This window comes from Pseudomonas sp. LPB0260 (assembly GCF_013388395.1).
Genome location: NZ_CP058247.1, coordinates 1,993,293 through 2,010,987 on the forward strand (window position 1 = coordinate 1,993,293; position 17,695 = coordinate 2,010,987).

14 protein-coding genes are annotated in these 17,695 nt (G+C 65.9%); 7 read left to right on the forward strand and 7 right to left on the reverse strand.

The window, feature by feature from the left end; genetic code table 11:
• The first annotated feature begins 19 nt into the window (after nucleotides 1-19).
• The 7 genes from nusA (at nucleotide 20) to LPB260_RS08800 (ending at nucleotide 9,723) form a co-directional block, all read left to right on the forward strand.
• The gene (gene nusA / locus LPB260_RS08770) at nucleotides 20-1,501 is read left to right on the forward strand and encodes a transcription termination factor NusA (RefSeq protein ID WP_208708305.1); all 1,482 of its coding nucleotides are present in this window, start codon (nucleotides 20-22) and stop codon (nucleotides 1,499-1,501) included.
• Between the two features lie 26 nt (nucleotides 1,502-1,527).
• A complete protein-coding gene (gene infB / locus LPB260_RS08775) occupies nucleotides 1,528-4,011 on the forward strand; it encodes a translation initiation factor IF-2 (protein WP_208708306.1) in 2,484 nt (827 codons plus the stop codon).
• A 111-nt stretch (nucleotides 4,012-4,122) separates the two neighbouring features.
• Nucleotides 4,123-4,515 (forward strand): 30S ribosome-binding factor RbfA, encoded by a 393-nt coding sequence (gene rbfA / locus LPB260_RS08780; RefSeq protein ID WP_208708307.1) that lies wholly within the window; start codon nucleotides 4,123-4,125, stop codon nucleotides 4,513-4,515.
• 4 nt (nucleotides 4,516-4,519) lie between these two features.
• The gene (gene truB, locus LPB260_RS08785; RefSeq protein WP_208708308.1) at nucleotides 4,520-5,437 is read left to right on the forward strand and encodes a tRNA pseudouridine(55) synthase TruB; all 918 of its coding nucleotides are present in this window, start codon (nucleotides 4,520-4,522) and stop codon (nucleotides 5,435-5,437) included.
• A gap of 155 nt (nucleotides 5,438-5,592) precedes the next feature.
• A complete protein-coding gene (rpsO, locus tag LPB260_RS08790; RefSeq protein WP_208708309.1) occupies nucleotides 5,593-5,862 on the forward strand; it encodes a 30S ribosomal protein S15 in 270 nt (89 codons plus the stop codon).
• A 174-nt stretch (nucleotides 5,863-6,036) separates the two neighbouring features.
• Nucleotides 6,037-8,142, forward strand: coding sequence for a polyribonucleotide nucleotidyltransferase (pnp, locus tag LPB260_RS08795; RefSeq protein ID WP_208708310.1), 2,106 nt, complete (start codon nucleotides 6,037-6,039; stop codon nucleotides 8,140-8,142).
• A 165-nt stretch (nucleotides 8,143-8,307) separates the two neighbouring features.
• Nucleotides 8,308-9,723: a hypothetical protein gene (locus tag LPB260_RS08800; RefSeq protein WP_208708311.1), complete on the forward strand. Its 1,416-nt coding sequence runs from the start codon at nucleotides 8,308-8,310 to the stop codon at nucleotides 9,721-9,723.
• 75 nt (nucleotides 9,724-9,798) lie between these two features.
• On the opposite strand, the gene LPB260_RS08805 is transcribed toward LPB260_RS08800, so the two are convergent.
• The 7 genes from LPB260_RS08805 to LPB260_RS08835 all read right to left on the reverse strand — a co-directional run bounded on the left by LPB260_RS08805 (nucleotide 9,799) and on the right by LPB260_RS08835 (nucleotide 17,571).
• On the reverse strand, nucleotides 9,799-11,253 hold the full coding sequence (locus LPB260_RS08805) for a rhomboid family intramembrane serine protease (RefSeq protein WP_208708312.1): 1,455 nt from the start codon (nucleotides 11,251-11,253) through the stop codon (nucleotides 9,799-9,801).
• A gap of 21 nt (nucleotides 11,254-11,274) precedes the next feature.
• On the reverse strand, nucleotides 11,275-11,562 hold the full coding sequence (locus tag LPB260_RS08810) for a DUF2845 domain-containing protein (RefSeq protein ID WP_208708313.1): 288 nt from the start codon (nucleotides 11,560-11,562) through the stop codon (nucleotides 11,275-11,277).
• Between the two features lie 63 nt (nucleotides 11,563-11,625).
• Nucleotides 11,626-11,925 carry a DUF2845 domain-containing protein gene (locus tag LPB260_RS08815; RefSeq protein ID WP_208708314.1) on the reverse strand — a complete coding sequence of 100 codons (300 nt, stop codon included), beginning with the start codon at nucleotides 11,923-11,925 and terminating at the stop codon, nucleotides 11,626-11,628.
• 55 nt (nucleotides 11,926-11,980) lie between these two features.
• On the reverse strand, nucleotides 11,981-12,268 hold the full coding sequence (locus tag LPB260_RS08820; protein WP_371926127.1) for a DUF2845 domain-containing protein: 288 nt from the start codon (nucleotides 12,266-12,268) through the stop codon (nucleotides 11,981-11,983).
• Nucleotides 12,269-12,286: 18 nt separating this feature from the next.
• Complete coding sequence (locus tag LPB260_RS08825; protein WP_208708316.1) at nucleotides 12,287-15,172, reverse strand: DUF748 domain-containing protein; 2,886 nt, start codon at nucleotides 15,170-15,172, stop codon at nucleotides 12,287-12,289.
• A gap of 104 nt (nucleotides 15,173-15,276) precedes the next feature.
• Nucleotides 15,277-16,293 (reverse strand): class I SAM-dependent rRNA methyltransferase, encoded by a 1,017-nt coding sequence (locus LPB260_RS08830; protein WP_208708317.1) that lies wholly within the window; start codon nucleotides 16,291-16,293, stop codon nucleotides 15,277-15,279.
• Nucleotides 16,294-16,392: 99 nt separating this feature from the next.
• Nucleotides 16,393-17,571 carry an acetyl-CoA C-acetyltransferase gene (locus LPB260_RS08835; RefSeq protein WP_208708318.1) on the reverse strand — a complete coding sequence of 393 codons (1,179 nt, stop codon included), beginning with the start codon at nucleotides 17,569-17,571 and terminating at the stop codon, nucleotides 16,393-16,395.
• Between the last annotated feature and the right edge of the window lie 124 nt (nucleotides 17,572-17,695).

Consider the following 17,695-nt stretch of genomic DNA (forward strand, 5'->3'; position numbering starts at 1 on the left):
GCGAAAGGCGAGGCGTACGATGAGCAAAGAAGTACTGCTGGTTGTTGAGTCGGTGTCCAACGAAAAGGGCGTGCCGGCCAGCGTGATTTTCGAGGCGCTGGAGTTGGCCCTGGCCACGGCGACCAAGAAGCGATTTGAAGACGAAGTCGAGTTGCGAGTGGCGATCAATCGCCTCACCGGCAACTACGAGACCTTCCGCTGCTGGACAGTGGTGGAAGAGGAAGATTTTGAGGACCCTGCGCATCAGTTGACCCTGGATCTGGCCCAGGCGCGCAAAGCCGATGCGAAGATCGGCGATGTACTCGAGGAGAAGATCGAATCCATCGAGTTTGGCCGCATTGCCGCCCAGACTGCCAAGCAGGTCATCGTGCAGAAAGTGCGCGAGGCCGAGCGTGCCCAAGTGGTCGAGGCCTATCGTGGGCGTCTGGGCGAGATCATTTCCGGTACGGTCAAGAAGGTTACCCGCGACAGCGTCATCGTCGACCTGGGTAACAATGCCGAAGCGCTGCTGGCCCGCGAAGACATCATCTCCCGCGAGACCTTCCGGGTCGGTGCCCGCCTGCGTGCGCTGCTCAAGGAAATCCGCACCGAAAACCGCGGCCCGCAACTGATCCTGTCGCGCACTGCCCCGGAGATGCTGATCGAGCTGTTCCGCATCGAAGTGCCGGAAATCGCCGAAGAGCTGATCGAAGTCATGGCTGCCTCCCGGGATCCGGGTTCGCGGGCCAAGATCGCGGTGCGCTCCAAGGACAAGCGTATCGATCCGCAGGGTGCCTGTATCGGCATGCGCGGTTCACGTGTGCAGGCCGTTTCCGGCGAGCTGGGTGGCGAGCGGGTGGATATCGTCCTGTGGGACGAGAATCCGGCGCAGTTCGTCATCAATGCCATGTCCCCGGCGGAAGTGGCAGCAATCATCGTTGATGAGGATGCCCACGCGATGGACATCGCCGTCGGCGAAGACAACCTGGCCCAGGCCATCGGCCGTGGCGGTCAGAACGTTCGCCTGGCCAGCCAGCTTACCGGCTGGACGCTGAACGTGATGACCGAGGCGGACATCCAGGCCAAGCAACAGGCCGAAACCGGCGATATTCTGCAGCGCTTCATCGACGAGCTGGAAGTCGACGAGGAGCTGGCCCAGGTGCTGGTGGAAGAAGGTTTCACCAGCCTGGAAGAGATCGCCTATGTGCCGATGGAAGAGATGCTCAGCATCGACGGTTTCGATGAAGAAATCGTCAGCGAGCTGCGTGCGCGGGCAAAAGATCGCCTGCTGACCAAAGCCATCGCCACAGAAGAAAAGCTGGCAGACGCCCACCCGGCCGAAGACCTGCTCTCGCTCGAGGGTATGGAGAAGGGCCTGGCGCAGGAACTGGCAGTGCGCGGTGTGATTACCCGCGAAGACCTGGCCGAGCAGTCGATTGATGACTTGCTCGACATAGACGGCATCGACGAAGAGCGTGCCGGCAAGCTGATCATGGCCGCCCGAGCCCATTGGTTCGAGTAAGTTTTACGGCCTGAGGAGAGAAATGCATGTCGCAAGTCACGGTGAAAGAACTGGCCCAAGTGGTCGACACACCGGTAGAGCGCCTGCTGCAGCAGATGCGTGAGGCGGGTTTGCCGCACAGCAGTGCCGAGCAAGTTGTCACCGATAACGAGAAGCAAGCCCTGCTCGCCCATCTCAAGAGCAGCCACGGCGATAAAGTAGAAGAGCCGCGCAAGATTACCCTGCAGCGCAAGACCACCAGCACCCTGCGTGTTGCTGGCAGCAAGACCATCAGCGTTGAAGTGCGCAAGAAGAAGACCTTCGTCAAGCGTAGCGCCGAAGAGATCGAGGCCGAGAAGCAGCGCGAGCTCGCCGAGCAGCGTGCCGCTGCCGAAGCAGCACGCTTGAAGGCCGAAGAAGAGGCCAAGCGCCGCGCCGAGGAAGAAGCCAAGCTCAAGGCCGTCAGTGCCAAGACCGAAGAAAGCGCGCCTGCGCCGGCTTCGGCGACCGTGGTCGAACTGCCGGTCGCCGCGCCGGTGGTCGAGGAGCGCAAGAAGGACGAGCCGCGTCGCCCCGACAAGGTGCGCAGTGACGACGACCGTCGCGGCGAGCGCAAGACCACCCAGCACCGCCCGACCGTCAAGGAAAAGGCTCCGGCGCCGCGCGTCGCGCCGCGCACTGTCGACGAAGAAAGCGATGGTTTCCGTCGCGGTGGTCGTGGCAAGTCCAAGCTGAAGAAGCGCAACCAGCACGGCTTCCAGAGCCCGAGCGGGCCTATCGTCCGCGAAGTGGCGATCGGCGAGACCATCACCGTCGGCGAGCTGGCTCAGCAGATGACGGTGAAAGCCGCCGAAGTGATCAAGTTCATGTTCAAGATGGGCACCCCGGTGACCATCAACCAGGTGCTCGATCAGGAAACCGCACAGCTGATCGCCGAAGAGCTCGGCCACAAGGTCAAGCTGGTCAGCGATAACGCGCTCGAGGAGCAGCTGGCTGCGTCCCTCAAGTTCGAAGGTGAGGCGATTTCCCGTGCGCCGGTGGTGACCGTGATGGGTCACGTCGACCACGGCAAGACTTCGCTGCTCGACTACATCCGTCGCGCCAAGGTGGCGGCGGGCGAAGCCGGTGGCATCACCCAGCACATCGGTGCCTACCACGTGGAAACCGACCGCGGCATGGTCACCTTCCTCGATACTCCAGGCCACGCCGCCTTTACCCAGATGCGTGCCCGTGGTGCCAAGGCCACCGATATCGTCATCCTGGTGGTGGCAGCCGACGACGGCGTCATGCCGCAGACCCAGGAAGCCGTGCAGCACGCGAAAGCGGCTGGCGTGCCGATCGTGGTCGCGGTGAACAAGATCGACAAGCCCGACGCCAACCCGGACAACATCAAGAACGGCCTGGCCGCGCTGGATGTGATCCCCGAAGAGTGGGGTGGTGATGCGCCCTACGTGCATGTTTCCGCCAAGCTCGGTACCGGCGTCGACGAACTGCTCGAGGCCGTACTGCTGCAAGCCGAAGTCCTCGAGCTCAAGGCCACGCCTTCGGCACCTGGCCGTGGCGTGGTGGTCGAGTCGCGTCTGGACAAGGGCCGTGGCCCGGTGGCAACCCTGCTGGTCCAGGACGGTACCCTGCGCCAGGGCGACATGGTGCTGGTCGGTTCCAACTACGGCCGCATCCGCGCCATGCTCGACGAGAACGGCAAGCCGGTTAAAGAAGCCGGTCCGTCGATTCCGGTCGAGATCCTCGGCCTGGACGGCACGCCGGAAGCCGGTGACGAGATGACCGTGGTGGCCGACGAGAAGAAGGCCCGCGAAGTGGCCCTGTTCCGTCAGGGCAAGTTCCGCGAGGTCAAGCTGGCCCGTGCGCATGCCGGCAAGCTGGAAAACATCTTCGAGAACATGGGCCAGGACGAGAAGAAGACCCTCAACATCGTCCTCAAGTCCGACGTTCGCGGCTCGCTGGAGGCCCTGCAGGGCTCGCTCGGCAGCCTGGGTAACGACGAAGTGCAGGTGCGTGTGGTCGGTGGCGGCGTCGGTGGTATCACCGAGTCCGATGCCAACCTGGCGCTGGCCTCCAACGCCGTGCTGTTCGGCTTCAACGTGCGTGCCGATGCCGGCGCCCGGAAGATCGTCGAGCAGGAAGGTCTGGACATGCGTTACTACAACGTCATCTACGACATCATCGAAGACGTCAAGAAGGCCCTCACCGGCATGCTCGGCAGCGACGTCCGGGAGAACATCCTGGGTATCGCCGAGGTGCGTGACGTGTTCCGCTCGCCGAAGTTCGGCGCGGTGGCCGGTTGCATGGTCGTCGAAGGCGTGGTGCACCGTAACCGTCCGATCCGCGTGCTGCGCGACGACGTGGTGATCTTCGAGGGCGAACTGGAATCCCTGCGCCGCTTCAAGGACGACATGTCCGAAGTGCGGGCCGGCATGGAGTGCGGTATCGCGGTGAAGAGCTACAACGACGTCAAGGTCGGCGACAAGATCGAAGTGTTCGAGAAAGTCCAGGTGGCTCGCAGCCTGTAAGGCAGCGAGTTGCAACATGCAACGCCCGGCCCCGCTTTTCGCGCGGCCGGGCGTTTGCCGCTTTTGAGCCCGATGCCTTCCAAGCGTCGCGGCGAGTGAAAGGTAGTAGAGATGGCAAAAGACTATAGCCGGACCCAGCGTATCGGCGACCAGATGCAGCGCGAGCTGGCGCAATTGATCCGCCGTGAGGTCAAGGACCCACGTCTGGGCCTGGTGACCATCACCGCCGTTGAAGTCAGCCGCGACGTCGGTCATGCGAAGATCTTCATCACCGTGATGACCGCCGACAATGGCGTCGATCATGTCACCCAGAGTCTCAAGGTGCTCAACGACGCCAGTGGCTTCCTGCGCATGCAGCTGGGCAAGGCGATGAAGCTGCGCAGCGTGCCGCAGTTGCGCTTCCACTACGACGAGAGCGTCAGTCGTGGCGCCCACCTGTCGGCGCTGATCGATCGTGCGGTGGCCGAAGACAGCCAGCACGACGCCGGCAAGACCGAGGAGTAAGCCCGTGGCCCAGGTAAAGCGTGTGCGTCGCCAGGTCAACGGCATCATCCTGCTGGATAAGCCGCGTGGTTTCAGTTCCAACGCGGCCCTGCAGAAGGTGCGCTGGCTGCTCAATGCCGAGAAGGCCGGTCATACCGGCAGCCTCGATCCGCTGGCCACCGGGGTACTGCCGCTGTGCTTCGGTGAGGCGACCAAGTTCTCCCAGTACCTGCTGGATGCCGACAAGGGCTATGAAACCCTGATGCAGCTGGGAGTTACCACCAGCACCGGGGATGCCGAAGGCGAGGTGCTCGAGCAGCGTCCAGTGACCGTTGGTCGCGCCGAGATCGAGGCCCTGTTGCCGCGTTTTCGCGGTGAAATCAGTCAGATACCGCCGATGCACTCGGCCCTCAAGCGCGACGGGCAGCCGCTGTACAAGCTGGCCCGTGCCGGCGAAGTAGTGGAGCGCGAGCCGCGTTCTGTTACTATTGCGCGCCTGGAATTGCTGGCCTGCGAGGCAGAGCAGGCGCGCCTGGCGGTGGATTGCAGCAAGGGCACCTATATTCGCACCCTGGTTGAAGACCTCGGTCAGCTGCTTGGCTGTGGCGCCCATGTCGCCGAGCTGCGCAGAACCAAGGCCGGTCCTTTTGAACTGGCCCAGACGGTCAGCCTGGAAGAGCTGGAGCAGGCCCACGCCGAGGGCGGCAACGAGGCCCTCGACCGCTTCCTGCTGCCGGTGGACAGTGGCCTGCTGCACTGGCCGCTGTTGCAGTTCTCCGAGCACAGTGCGTTCTATTGGCTGCAGGGGCAGCCGGTGCGCGCGCCGGAGGCGCCGAAGTTCGGCATGGTGCGGGTGCAAGATCACACCGGTCGCTTTATCGGTATCGGTGAAGTGAGCGAAGACGGGCGCATCGCGCCGCGTCGTTTGATTCGGTCGGCATGACCGTAGCGCGGGACCGGGGTTTCGGCTCCGACCCGCGTGTATCGAGGGTGGCTGTTAATAGGCACGGTCATACCTCACTTTAAAACACGGGAAGCGATTCCCGGCCTATTGAAACTGTTGTTCTGCAGCAGTTTCCTAACTGAGAGGATGCCCACATGGCACTCAGCGTTGAAGAAAAAGCCCAGATCGTAAACGAGTACAAGCAAGCTGAAGGCGACACCGGTAGCCCGGAAGTGCAGGTTGCACTGCTGTCCGCCAACATCAACAAGCTGCAAGGCCACTTCAAGGCCAACGGTAAGGACCACCACTCGCGTCGTGGCCTGATCCGTATGGTTAACCAGCGTCGTAAGCTGCTGGACTACCTGAAGGGCAAGGACACCACTCGTTACAGCGCCCTGATCGGTCGCCTGGGTCTGCGTCGCTAAGCAATGCTGGCGCGCAGCTGAATGCCGAAGCTGGAAGTGGGGCTGGTCCCCGCTTCCAGCTTTTGCGTTTCAGCCTGCTGCATTTTGGACAGGCGCGGGTCCGACTCCCGTAGCTGCCCACGAATTTTGCTACATCCAGATTTCCCCAAAGGCAACAGAGAGAAGGAAAACACCGTGAACCCGGTAATCAAGAAATTCCAGTTCGGTCAGTCGACCGTTACCCTCGAGACCGGCCGTATGGCCCGTCAGGCCTCCGGCTCCGTGCTGGTCACCGTCGACGACGACGTCGCCGTGCTGGTCGCCGTGACCGGTGCCAAGACCGCGGACCCGAGCAAGGGCTTCTTCCCGCTGTCGGTGCACTACCAGGAAAAGACCTACGCAGCCGGCAAGATCCCCGGCGGTTTCTTCAAGCGTGAAGCGCGTCCTTCCGAGAAAGAGACCCTGACCTCGCGCCTGATCGACCGTCCGATCCGCCCGCTGTTCCCGGAAGGTTTCCAGAACGAAGTGCAGGTCATCTGCACCGTGGTCTCCACCAGCAAGAAGACCGATCCGGACATCGCGGCGATGATCGGTACCTCTGCTGCCCTGGCGATCTCCGGCATTCCGTTCAACGGTCCGATCGGCGCCGCGCGCGTGGCCTTCCACCCGGAAACCGGCTACCTGCTGAACCCGACCTACGAGCAGCTCAAGGCCTCCAGCCTGGACATGGTCGTGGCCGGTACCAAGGACGCCGTGCTGATGGTCGAGTCGGAAGCTAAGGAGCTGACCGAAGACCAGATGCTGGGCGCCGTACTGTTCGCCCACGACGAATTCCAGGCCGTGATCCAGGCCGTCACCGAGCTGGCTGCCGAAGCCGGCAAGCCGACCTGGGACTGGCAGCCGAAGGCGGAAAACACCGCTCTGCTCGCGGCCATTCGCAGCGAATTCGGCGAGGCGATTTCCCAGGCCTACACCATCACTATCAAGCAGGATCGCTACGCGCGCCTGGGCGAGCTGCGTGATCAGGTCGTGGCCAAGTTCTCCGGCGAAGAAGGTCAGCCTTCTGCCGGTGAAGTGAAAGAGGCTTTCGGCGAAATCGAATACCGCACCGTGCGCGAGAACATCGTCAACGGCAAACCGCGTATCGACGGTCGCGACACCCGTACCGTGCGCGGGCTGAACATCGAAGTCGGCGTGCTGGCCAAGACCCACGGTTCGGCGCTGTTCACCCGTGGCGAGACCCAGGCCCTGGTAGTTGCGACCCTGGGCACCGCCCGCGATGCGCAGCTGCTCGACACCCTGGAAGGCGAGAAGAAAGACCCCTTCATGCTGCACTACAACTTCCCGCCGTACTCGGTGGGCGAGTGTGGCCGCATGGGCGCCACCGGTCGCCGCGAAATCGGCCACGGCCGCCTGGCCCGTCGCTCCGTTGCCGCCATGCTGCCGAGCCCCGACGAGTTCCCGTACACCATCCGCGTGGTGTCGGAAATCACCGAGTCCAACGGCTCCAGCTCCATGGCCTCGGTCTGCGGTGCCTCCCTGGCGCTGATGGATGCCGGCGTGCCGATGAAGGCGCCGGTGGCCGGTATCGCCATGGGCCTGGTCAAGGAAGGCGAGAAGTTCGCCGTGCTGACCGACATCCTCGGTGACGAAGACCACCTGGGCGACATGGACTTCAAGGTTGCCGGTACCGCCAAGGGCGTGACCGCGCTGCAGATGGACATCAAGATCCAGGGCATCACCGAAGAGATCATGGAAATCGCTCTGGGCCAGGCCCTGGAAGCGCGCCTGAACATCCTCGGCCAGATGAACCAGGTGATCGCCGAGTCGCGCAGCGAACTGTCGGCCAACGCGCCGACCATGATCGCGATGAAGATCGACCAGGACAAGATCCGCGACGTGATCGGCAAGGGTGGCGCGACCATCCGCGGCATCTGCGAGGAAACCAAGGCTTCGATCGACATCGAAGACGACGGCACCATCAAGATCTTCGGCGAAACCAAGGAAGCTGCCGAGGCCGCGCGTCAGCGTGTACTGGGCATCACCGCCGAGGCCGAGATCGGCAAGATCTACGTCGGCAAGGTCGAGCGCATCGTCGACTTCGGCGCCTTCGTCAACATCCTGCCGGGCAAGGACGGTCTGGTGCACATCTCGATGCTGAGCGATCAGCGTGTCGAGAAGGTCACCGACGTACTGAAGGAAGGCCAGGAAGTGAAGGTACTGGTACTGGACGTGGACAACCGCGGCCGTATCAAGCTGTCGATCAAGGACGTCGCGGCTGCCGAAGCCTCGGGTGTCTGATAGCGGGCAACAGCCACGCTGAAACGGAGGGCCGCATTGCGGCCCTCTTTTTTTGTCTGGACAATAGTGGCCGCGCGCCAGCCATCCGAGCGGATCGGTCGGTGGCCGCAGCCAGCCGTGCGCCCACCCGCCGGCTTTCGTCAGCCGTTCCAGGATTCTTCGCTTATGGACAAGACCCTCTGCCGCTACCATCCCGCCCAGCCCGCCACCTGGCAATGCCAGCCCTGTCAGCGGGCCTATGGCGACTGTTGCATCCCGTTGAATGCCGATGCCCCCGACGATACGCCGGCTTGCCCGCTGTGCGCCGGGCCGTTGCAGTTTCTCGGCGCGGCGAACAGCGCCCAGCCGTTCTGGGAGCGTATCCCCGGCTTCTTCACCTACGCCCTGCAGGCGGGCCCCCTGGCGTTCGCCGCCTTGCTGGCGCTGGCGAGCCTGTTCATGCCGCGCTGGATCGTCCTGTGGATCGTCCTGTTCAGCGTGGCGACCAAGTACTTCCACAGCGTGATCGAGGCCAGCAGCCAGGCCGACCGACAGGCGCCGAGCCTGGCTAGCGCCTTCAGCGGCGAAGGCTTCAGCCTGTTCTGCAAGCAGCTGGCGGTATTTCTGATCGCCTTCGCCGCGCTCTGGCTGGCCAGCGACTTCGACAGCGAGGCGCTGTACTGGACGGTGAATATCGGCCTGCTCCTGGTATTGCCGGCCAGCATCATCCGCCTGGCGCTGGACAAGGAGCTGGGCGCGGCGCTGAGCCCGGAGCAGGTTGGCCAGGTGATAGGCGCCATGGGCTGGAGATACCTGATCCTGTGCGCCTTCCTGTTCATCCTCTGGCAGTCGCCGGGCTGGGTCACCTACATGCTCTCCAGCGGCCTGCCGCGGGTGGTGCTGATGCCTGTCGCGGCCTTCCTGTTCGGGTACTTCGGCGTGGTGATGTGCGCGATGATGGGCTATGCGGTGTTTCAGTATCAGGGCGCCCTGGGCTACGTGATCGCCGACGATGAGGGCGCGGCGGCCTACCCGGCGCCGGAATACCTGCGGCGGCGCGCCTTGGCCGAGGCGCAGATACGCCTCAAGGAAGGGCAGAGCGCGCAAGCCCTGGACACCCTGAGCAAGGCCCTGCAGCGTGATGGCGACGACCTCGGGCTCAACGAGCGTTATCACCAGCTGCTCTTCGGCCTGAATGACCGGGTGCGCTGCCAGCGCCATCTGGCCCATTACCTGCCATTGGCCGCCCGTTTGAACCCCTCGCTGGCGGCCAGTGCCCTGCTCAACGCGCGGCAGCTCGGCGTCGACTACCTGCCCGATGACGCCCTGGTCTGCGAGCGAGTGGCCGAATCGCTGTTGCAGCGCCACAAGACCCGCGAAGCGCTGGCACTGTTGCGCAACCTGCACCAGCGCTTCCCGGACTACCCGCACATTCCCCGCGCCTATCTGCTGGCCAGCCGTGGCTTCGCCGAGGGGCTCGGGCAGATCGAGCCGGCCCGCAAGCTGCTGGCCTTTATCCGCCTGCGCTACCCGCAGTCGCCCCTGTTGGGCGAAGTGGCGAGCCTGGAGGCGACCCTGGACCGACTGGCCAGTCTCGCCTGAGGCTCGTTCAAGGGCTGTCTGCAGTCCGCCCAGGAGCGTGATGCCCGGCAGGCCAGCACCTGCCGGGGTGGGCTGTCAGCGGGCCAGATGTTGCCGGAGCAGGCCCAGTTGGGCGGTCTGCTCGGCTTGCGGGTAACGCTGTTCGAGGAACTGGGCGAGCTCGGCCAGGCCGCCCATGTCCTGTCGGCGCCCCAGCTGCTTGGCCAGGCGCAGGGTCAGCGCCGGCAGCTCGGCCGGCTGTTTGGCGGCTCGGCTGAGTCGGCGCCAGGCGGCCAGGGCCAGGGCGTGCTGGTCGGTCTGCAGCAGGCGTTGGAGCAGGTGCAACTGCACGGCCGGGAGCTGCAGCAGCGGCTGCGCGGGGGCGGCACTGTCCTCGGCCAGGCGCAGCAACAGCGGCAGCTGGGAGGGCTGCGCCGGCAGGCCGAACAGCTGCCGCAGCACGCCGCCGAGCAGGGCCTTGTCCTGGCGGGTGCGGGCCAGCGGGTAGAGGCGCTCGAGCAGCTCCAGGCGCCCAGGGTAGCGTTCGAGCAGCTCCAGGCCGCGGCTGGCGGCCTGGTCGAGGGCGAAGCCGCCGATCGCGCGATCCAGGCCATCCAGCTCGCGCTTGAACGGCGCGTCCGGGTCTTCCTTGTGCAGGTAGGCCTGGTCGACCCGCAGCCTGCCGCCCAGGCGCGGCAGCCACACGGCGAGGAAGCCGGCGCCCAGGCCGCCGAGGTGGGCGTAGTAGTTGACGTTGTCGTCGGCCAGCAGCAGGCCGTAGAGCTCCTTGCCCATCCACACCGGCAGTATCCACAGCGCCGGCGCCCGGAAGTAACCGAACAGCGGCCCGAGCCAGTAGAAGAAGTTGATGCGGCGCAGGCCGTAGACCCCCAGGTACATGCCCATCAGCCCGGAGATCGCCCCGGAGGCGCCGACTCCGGTGATCCAGACCGGGTCCATGATCCACCACAGCAGGTGCGAGGCCACGCCGCTGAGCAGGTAGAGACCGAGGTACAGCCAGCGGCCCAGGGCGATTTCCAGGGCGAAGCCGAAGATGAACAGGAACAGCATGTTGCCGGCCAGGTGGCCGAAGTCGCCGTGCAGGAACATGGCGCCGAACAGCCCCTCGACACTGAAGCGGGCGGGGATGAAGCCGAAGCGCATGCTGCTGATGCGATCGCGCGCCGCCTCGGCCCGCTGGCGTGCCGCCTGCCAGGACGGGTCGGCCAGGTAGTCGGGATTGTGCCGCAGGCGGCTCTCGAACTGCAGGTCGTAGAGCACCAGGCGGGCCAGGTCACTGCGACGCATGCTGTCGACGTAGCGGCGCTGTTCGGCGTCCAGCTCGCGGCGCTCGCTGAAGGCCTCGAGAAACAGCGCGCGCTCGCGGTTGAGCAGGCCGCCATCGAGGTAGGTCTGCACGGCCTGGGCTTCGCGCGCCTGGTCGCCGCCCTGGTAGCCGAAATAGATCAGTACGTTGAGCAGGATCAGCAGCAGGGTGGCGACCGGCGGTTTCTTCCAGTCCAGCGGGTGTTCGGCGGGGAGGATGAGCATGTGCTGGTGATCCTGCCGGCGTCAGTTGCCGCGCTTGCTGTCGATGCGCAGCAGGCGCCCGCCCTGGAAGGTCAGGTAGTAGTACATGCCGCTGCGCGGGCCATAGACCCACTCTTCGATCGGCAACTCCTGATCGCCGTTGGCGTTCTGGGTGTAGCCGACCAGGGCGCGGCTGGCGGCTTCGCCACATTTGGCCTGGACCTCGACGCTGCGGTCGCCCTTGCTGGCGATGCCGTTGTCACAGCGCAGCGAGGCCTCGGCGCAGGTGACGCTCAGCAGCAGGGCGATGGACAGAGAGAGTTTGCGCATGATGGAGCTTCCTTGTTCCAGGTAGAGAAGAAGCGGCGAGACTAGCAGCCGCCTGAAAAATTGTCAGTTGCCACGTTCGCTGTCGATGCGGTCCAGGCGATTGCCCTCGAAACGCAGGAAGTGATACATGCCATTGCGTGGCCCGTAGGTCCATTCCTCGACGCTCACCTCGTGGCGAAAACCGTAGTAGTCCAGCACCTCGCGGTAGCCGAGGAAGTCGCGGCTGACCGGCTCGCCGCATTTGTCGAGGACCTCGGCGGTGCTGTCGTCGCGGCTGACCAGTGCGCTGCCGCAGCGCAGGGTCGAGGCGGCGTCGACGGCGCTCGCCAGGCTCAGGGCTGCGAGCAGGATGGGGATTCTCATCGTGTACCTGGGCAGTGTCATGGAGCCCCCAGCCTATACCCTGGGCGCGTGAACGTCAGCGCTGGCGGCGCCTTTCGATGCGGGTCAGGCGGTTGCCTTCGAAGGTGAGGATGCTCAGCGCGCCATTGCTCGGCCCGTAGACCCACTCCTCGATCTTGAACTCGCGCCGGTCATAGGGGCCCAGGGTGTAGCCGACCAGGTCACGGAAGGCCGGCTCGCCGCACTTCTGCTGCACCTCGAAGCTGCGATCGCCGAGGCTGACCAGCTGGCTGCCGCAGCGCAGGGTGTCGGCCTGGGCCCAGGCGGCGCAGCCCATAAGCAGGGCCAGGCTGATGGTTTTCATGCTCATCACCGCTTCAGCTTATTCGCTATCCAGGTGCAGCGGGGTGGCCACTCGTCCGTCGGCGCCGGGTTCGCCCAGGCCGACGTCGAGCAGGTAGATGCGCTCCTGGGCCAGGCTGGTCTTGTCGACCAGGTAGTCCTTGATGCGGGCGGCGCGTTCCTGGGCCAGCTGGCGCAGCAGCAGCTTGCTCTGCGCCCAGGACTGCAGCACGGCCTCGCGCAGCAGGTCGGCGCGCTGTGGCCCGTCCAGTTCGGCCCACTCGCCTGGTGGTGGCTGTTTCAGGCGGCTGCGGTAGATGTCCTCGAGCAAGGCGCTCTTCTCGTCTTCGGGCACCTGCAGCTGCGCCGGGTCGTTCGGCACGGCTTCGCCACGGCCCTGCAGGAGCTTCTGGTAGCTGGCCTGGTAGGCGCGCTGCAGGCGCTGTTCGGCCAGCGGCGGACCGTCGCTGCTTGGCGCGCTCAGGCCCTCGATCTCCAGGCGCAGCGCCGGGCGCTTCTGCAGGGCCCCGGCGAGGGTGTCCAGGCTGCTCTGGGCGGCGACGTCGAGCTCGGCGCTGCCCGGGGCGAAGGGCACATGGCCGAGGTCCATCTGCGTGCCGCCGCTGACCAGTCCGCCGAGCAGCTTGAAGGGCGCCTTTACGGCGCGCAGCACCAGGCCGCGCAGGGTCTTCCAGACGATCGGCATGACATCGAAGTCGGGATTGTTGAGGTTGCCCTGCACCGGCAGCTGGATGGCGATCTTGCCGTTGGCGTCCTTGAGCAGGGCGACGGCCAGGCGCACCGGCAGATCCACGGCGCTGGGGCTGTCGACCTGCTGGCCGAGCTGCAGCTGTTCGACCACCACGTTGTTCTCGGCCTGCAGCTGGCCCTTGTTGATGCGGTAGTGCAGGTCCAGGTTGAGCCGGCCCTTGCGGATACGGTAGCCGGCGAACTTGCCGGAGTAGGGGGTCAGGGTGGTCAGTTCGACCTGCTTGAACTGGCTGGTGAGGTCCAGGCTGTCCAGCGGGTTGAAGGGGTTGAGGCTGCCCTTGATGCTGACCGGGGCATAGCGATCGACCTTGCCGCTGATGGCCACGCTGGCCGGCGCGCCGCTGCGGCTGTCCAGGGTGCCGATACGGCCATTGAGCTGCTGGATGGCGGTGGCGAAGTTGGGGGTCAGGCTGAAGTCGGCGAAGTTGGCCGAGCCCTCGGCGATGGTGATCTCGCCGATACGGATCGCCAGCGGTTCGCCGGCGCGCGCGCCCGTTTCGGCCGGGGCCTCGGGCGCCGCCGCTTGGCTGATGATCAGGTCGTTGAGGTTGGTGCTCAGGTCCTCATTGACGATGAAGCGCCCATAGGGTTGCTGCAGCCTTACCTTGTCGATGCTCAGGGCCTCGCCATGCTGGTAGTTCAGGCCGTCCAGGTCGAGTTGCTCCCAGCGCACGAAGTCGCGCTCCTTGAGGGTGTCCAGGCTGTGCAGGCGATTGACCTGGGCGCTGCCGGTGATGCCGAACGCCAGCGGTGTTGTGCCGCTGAGGTTGAGCTTGAGGTCGCTGGCCAGCTGGCCGCTGCGCAGCTCCAGGCGAAGCAGTGGAGTGAGGTAGGCCTGGGCCAGGCGCAGGTCGATGTCCTGGCTGCTGATCTGCAGAGTGGCCGTGGTGGGGCTCAGCTGCGCCTGGCCCTCGGCCTTGAGCCGGCCCTTGGCGCCCAGGCCGGTGTCCAATTTGAGGCGGAAGGGCGTGGTGCCGCGGCTGTCGAAGTCCTGCAGGTCGAGATCCAGCGGGCCCAGCTGCAGTTCGACCGCCTGTTGAGGGACGCGGTCGGCCAGGTGGATGCGGTAATCGCGCAGCTGCGCATCGGCCAGCAGCACCTGCCAGGCCTTGGTCGGCGCGGCCTGGGTGGGTGCCGGCTTGGTTGGTGAGTCGGCTTTGCTCGCCAGCAGCTTCAGCCAGTCCAGCTGGCCGTCGGCCTCGCGCGCCGCCCAGGTTTCCAGTTGCTGGCTGCGTAGCGTGCCGATGCGCACCTGGCGCTTGCCCAGGTCCACGCGGGTGTCGGCGATCTCCAGGCTTGCCAGCTTGAGCAGCGGGCGGCCATCGGGCGCCTTGAGGGCAAAAGGTGCGAGGCGCGCCCGGGCCTTGTCCAGTTGCAGGCGCAGGCCGTCGGCCAGCTGCAGCTGGTAGTCGCCGGACAGGTCGATAAGGCCGTCTTCCAGTACCAGCGGCAGGACGTCGCGGACATAGGGCCAGACGCTCCTCAGGTGCGCCTTGCGCAGCTGCAGGTGGCCGCTGGAGCTGAGCGGCGCCAGGCTCAGCTGTCCGCGCCAGTCGACGCGCGCCCCTTGCGCGTCGCTGGCTTTCAGGGTCAGCGTGGCGCTGTCGCCCGCCAGGGTGCTGAGGTCGCGCAGCTCGAGGTTGAGGTCGTCATAGTGCAGCTCGACCGGCTCGCTTGGGCGCAGGTCCTGAAACCTGAGGTTGCCGCCGTTCAGCGTCAGCTGATCGATACGCAGGGCCATCGGCTCGCGGGTCTCCTCGCTGGGCTGTGCAGGCTCCGGCAGCCTGAACAGCTGGACGAGGTTGAGCTGGCCCTGGCGATCGAAACGCACCTCGGCGCGGGGGTGCTCCAGTTCGATGCGCGCCAGGTGCACGGCGCCGCGCCACAGGCTGTCGATCTCCAGGTCGGCGCTGAGCCGGCCCAGCGCCAGCTGCTCCTGCTCGGCTGCGCCGACCCGCAGGCCCCACAGGCTGAGCTCCAGGCTCAAGGGGTTGAACTGCAGGCGCTCCAGGCTGGCGGGCTGGTTGCTGTACTGCGCCAGTTGCTGGTTGGCGACGCGCAGGGCGACCCCGGGCAGGATCAGAAAACCCAGCAGGCCGTAGAACAGCGTGGCGATCAACAGGGCGCCGGCGGCGCGTTTCAATCCTTTGTGCATGGTGAGGCGACAACTTTCCCGAGGAGAAGTGCCTTGGAGTATGGCATGCGTCGCTGGTTCCAAAATGCCAGCTGTGGCGGCTTTTGCGTCGTCCGAACGGCTATTCAGAAGCTCAGGATCAGGGTCTTCAGCGGTGACTGGCCGTCCTGCGAGGGGAAGTCGGCGGCCGGCGTCAGCACCTGGCAGTCGCGTACCGGGCGGCCGAGCTTGGCGGCGCAGCGCAGCACCTGCTCACGCCAGTCGGCAAGGGCGACCTTCGCCAGGTTGTTGCAGCAGACCAGTACGCCGTCGGCGGCGGTGGCGAGAATCGCCGGCTTGAGCAGGCTCTGGTAGTCGCGCAGCAGATCGACGGTGCCGAAGGCGCTCTTGGCCCAGGCCGGCGGGTCGAGGAATACCAGGTCGAACTGCCGCGCGTCCAGGCGCGGGTAGCTGGGCAGCTTGTGGCCGCGGCGCTGGGCCACCGGCAGGCCGGCCAGCTGACGGATCGCCGGGAAATAGTCCGACTGGATGAACTGCATGGGCGGCAGTTGCGGGTTGAGTGCGCCGTTCTCGCGGCCGACCGCCAGGTTGCCTTCGGCGAAATCCAGGTTGAGCGACTCGCGGGCGCCGCCGGCGCTGGCGGCGAGGCCGACGCCGCAGGTGTAGGCGAACAGGTTGAGCACGGACTTGCCGGCGCTGTGCGCCTTGATCCAGCCGCGGGCATTGCGCAGGTCGAGAAACAGCAGCGGGTCCTGACCGGGATGGCGGCCACGTACCCGATACGTGAGGCCCCATTCGTGGCCGAGCAGATCGTCCAGGGCAGCGTCCTCGGCGCGGTAGACCGGGTCCTGCCGGTCGACTCGCGAGTTGCCCTGGGAGCGGTCGTTGTAGACCAGCAGCAGGGGTTCGTTGAGGTGCTCGCGGCACTGCTCGGCCAGGCGCAGCAGTTGAGCGCGCTCGAGGCTCTGGTGAAAACTCTGTACCAGCAGTTGCGGGCCGTAGCGGTCGAGGGTCAGGCCGCCGGCGCCCTCCTGGCTGCCGTGGAACAGGCGATAGCAGTCGGTGCCCTGCTGGTGCAGCTCGGCGAGCAGTGCCTGGCGGTTGTCGAGGGCGGCGCGCAGCGCCTGATCGAGAGAGGTCATGCGCGGCGACTCGGAAAAAGGAGGCGCGCAGTCTAGCAAGAAAAACGCCGGCGCCTGCTTGCGAAGCGGCGCCGGCGTTCAGTCGCGCGGTGGCAGGGCCTAGCGTTCGATGGCCAGGGCCACGCCCTGGCCGCCGCCGATGCACAGGGTGGCCAGGCCCTTCTTGGCGTCGCGTTTGATCATCTCGTGCAACAGGGTCACCAGCACCCGGCAGCCCGAGCCGCCGATCGGGTGGCCCAGGGCGATGGCGCCGCCGTTGACGTTGACCTTGTCGGCATCCCAGCCCAGCTCCTTGCCGACCGCCAGGGCCTGGGCGGCGAAGGCCTCGTTGGCCTCGATCAGGTCGAGTTGCTCCAGGCTCCAGCCGGCCTTGTCCAGGCAGCGACGGGTGGCCGAGACCGGGGCGATGCCCATGATCGCCGGATCGACCCCGGCATTGGCGTAGGCGGCGATGCGCGCCAGCACCGGCAGGCCGAGGGCCTCGGCCTTGGCCGCGCTCATCAGCAACACCGCGGCGGCGCCGTCGTTGAGGCTGGAGGCATTGCCGGAGGTGACGCTGCCGTCCTTCTTGAATGCCGGCTTGAGCGCGGCCAGGGACTCCGGGGTGGTGCCGGCGCGCGGCTGTTCGTCGGTGACGAAGGCCTTCGGCTCGCCCTTGCGCTGGGGGATCAGGATCGGGGTGATCTCCTCCGCGAAGCGGCCGGACTCGATGGCCGCGGCGGCCTTGCGCTGCGAGGCGGCGGCGAAGGCGTCCTGCTCCGCGCGGCTGATGCCGTACTTCTCCACCAGATTCTCGGCGGTGATGCCCATGTGGTAGTCGTTGAAGGCATCCCACAGGCCGTCATGGATCATCGTGTCGATCAGCTTGCCGTGGCCCATGCGCAGGCCGCTGCGCATGTTGGGCACGACGTGGGGCGCCAGGCTCATGTTCTCCATGCCGCCGGCGATGATCACCTCAGCGTCGCCGCAGCGAATCGCCTGGGCGCCCAGGTGCAGGGCCTTGAGGCCGGAGCCGCAGACCTTGTTGAGGGTCAGCGCCGGCACCGCGTGGGGCAGGCCGGCATGGATCGCCGCCTGGCGCGCTGGGTTCTGCCCGGCACCGGCGGTGAGCACCTGACCGAGGATCACCTCGTCGACCTCGGCGCCGTTCAGGCCGGTCTGTTCGAGCAGGCGGCGGATCACCGCGGCGCCCAGCTCGACGGCCGGAATGCCGGCCAGCGAGCCCTGGAAGCTGCCGATGGCGGTGCGGGTGGCGGCGACGATGACGACTTCTTGCATGAAACTATCCTCACAAAGGCGAAAACGCAGTCAGTGGATGATCCGAATGGCGGCCATGGTCGCACAGCGGGGGGCTGGCTAACAGTCTGCGGCCGGATGCGCTGGCGCCGGTCGCCGGCTTGCC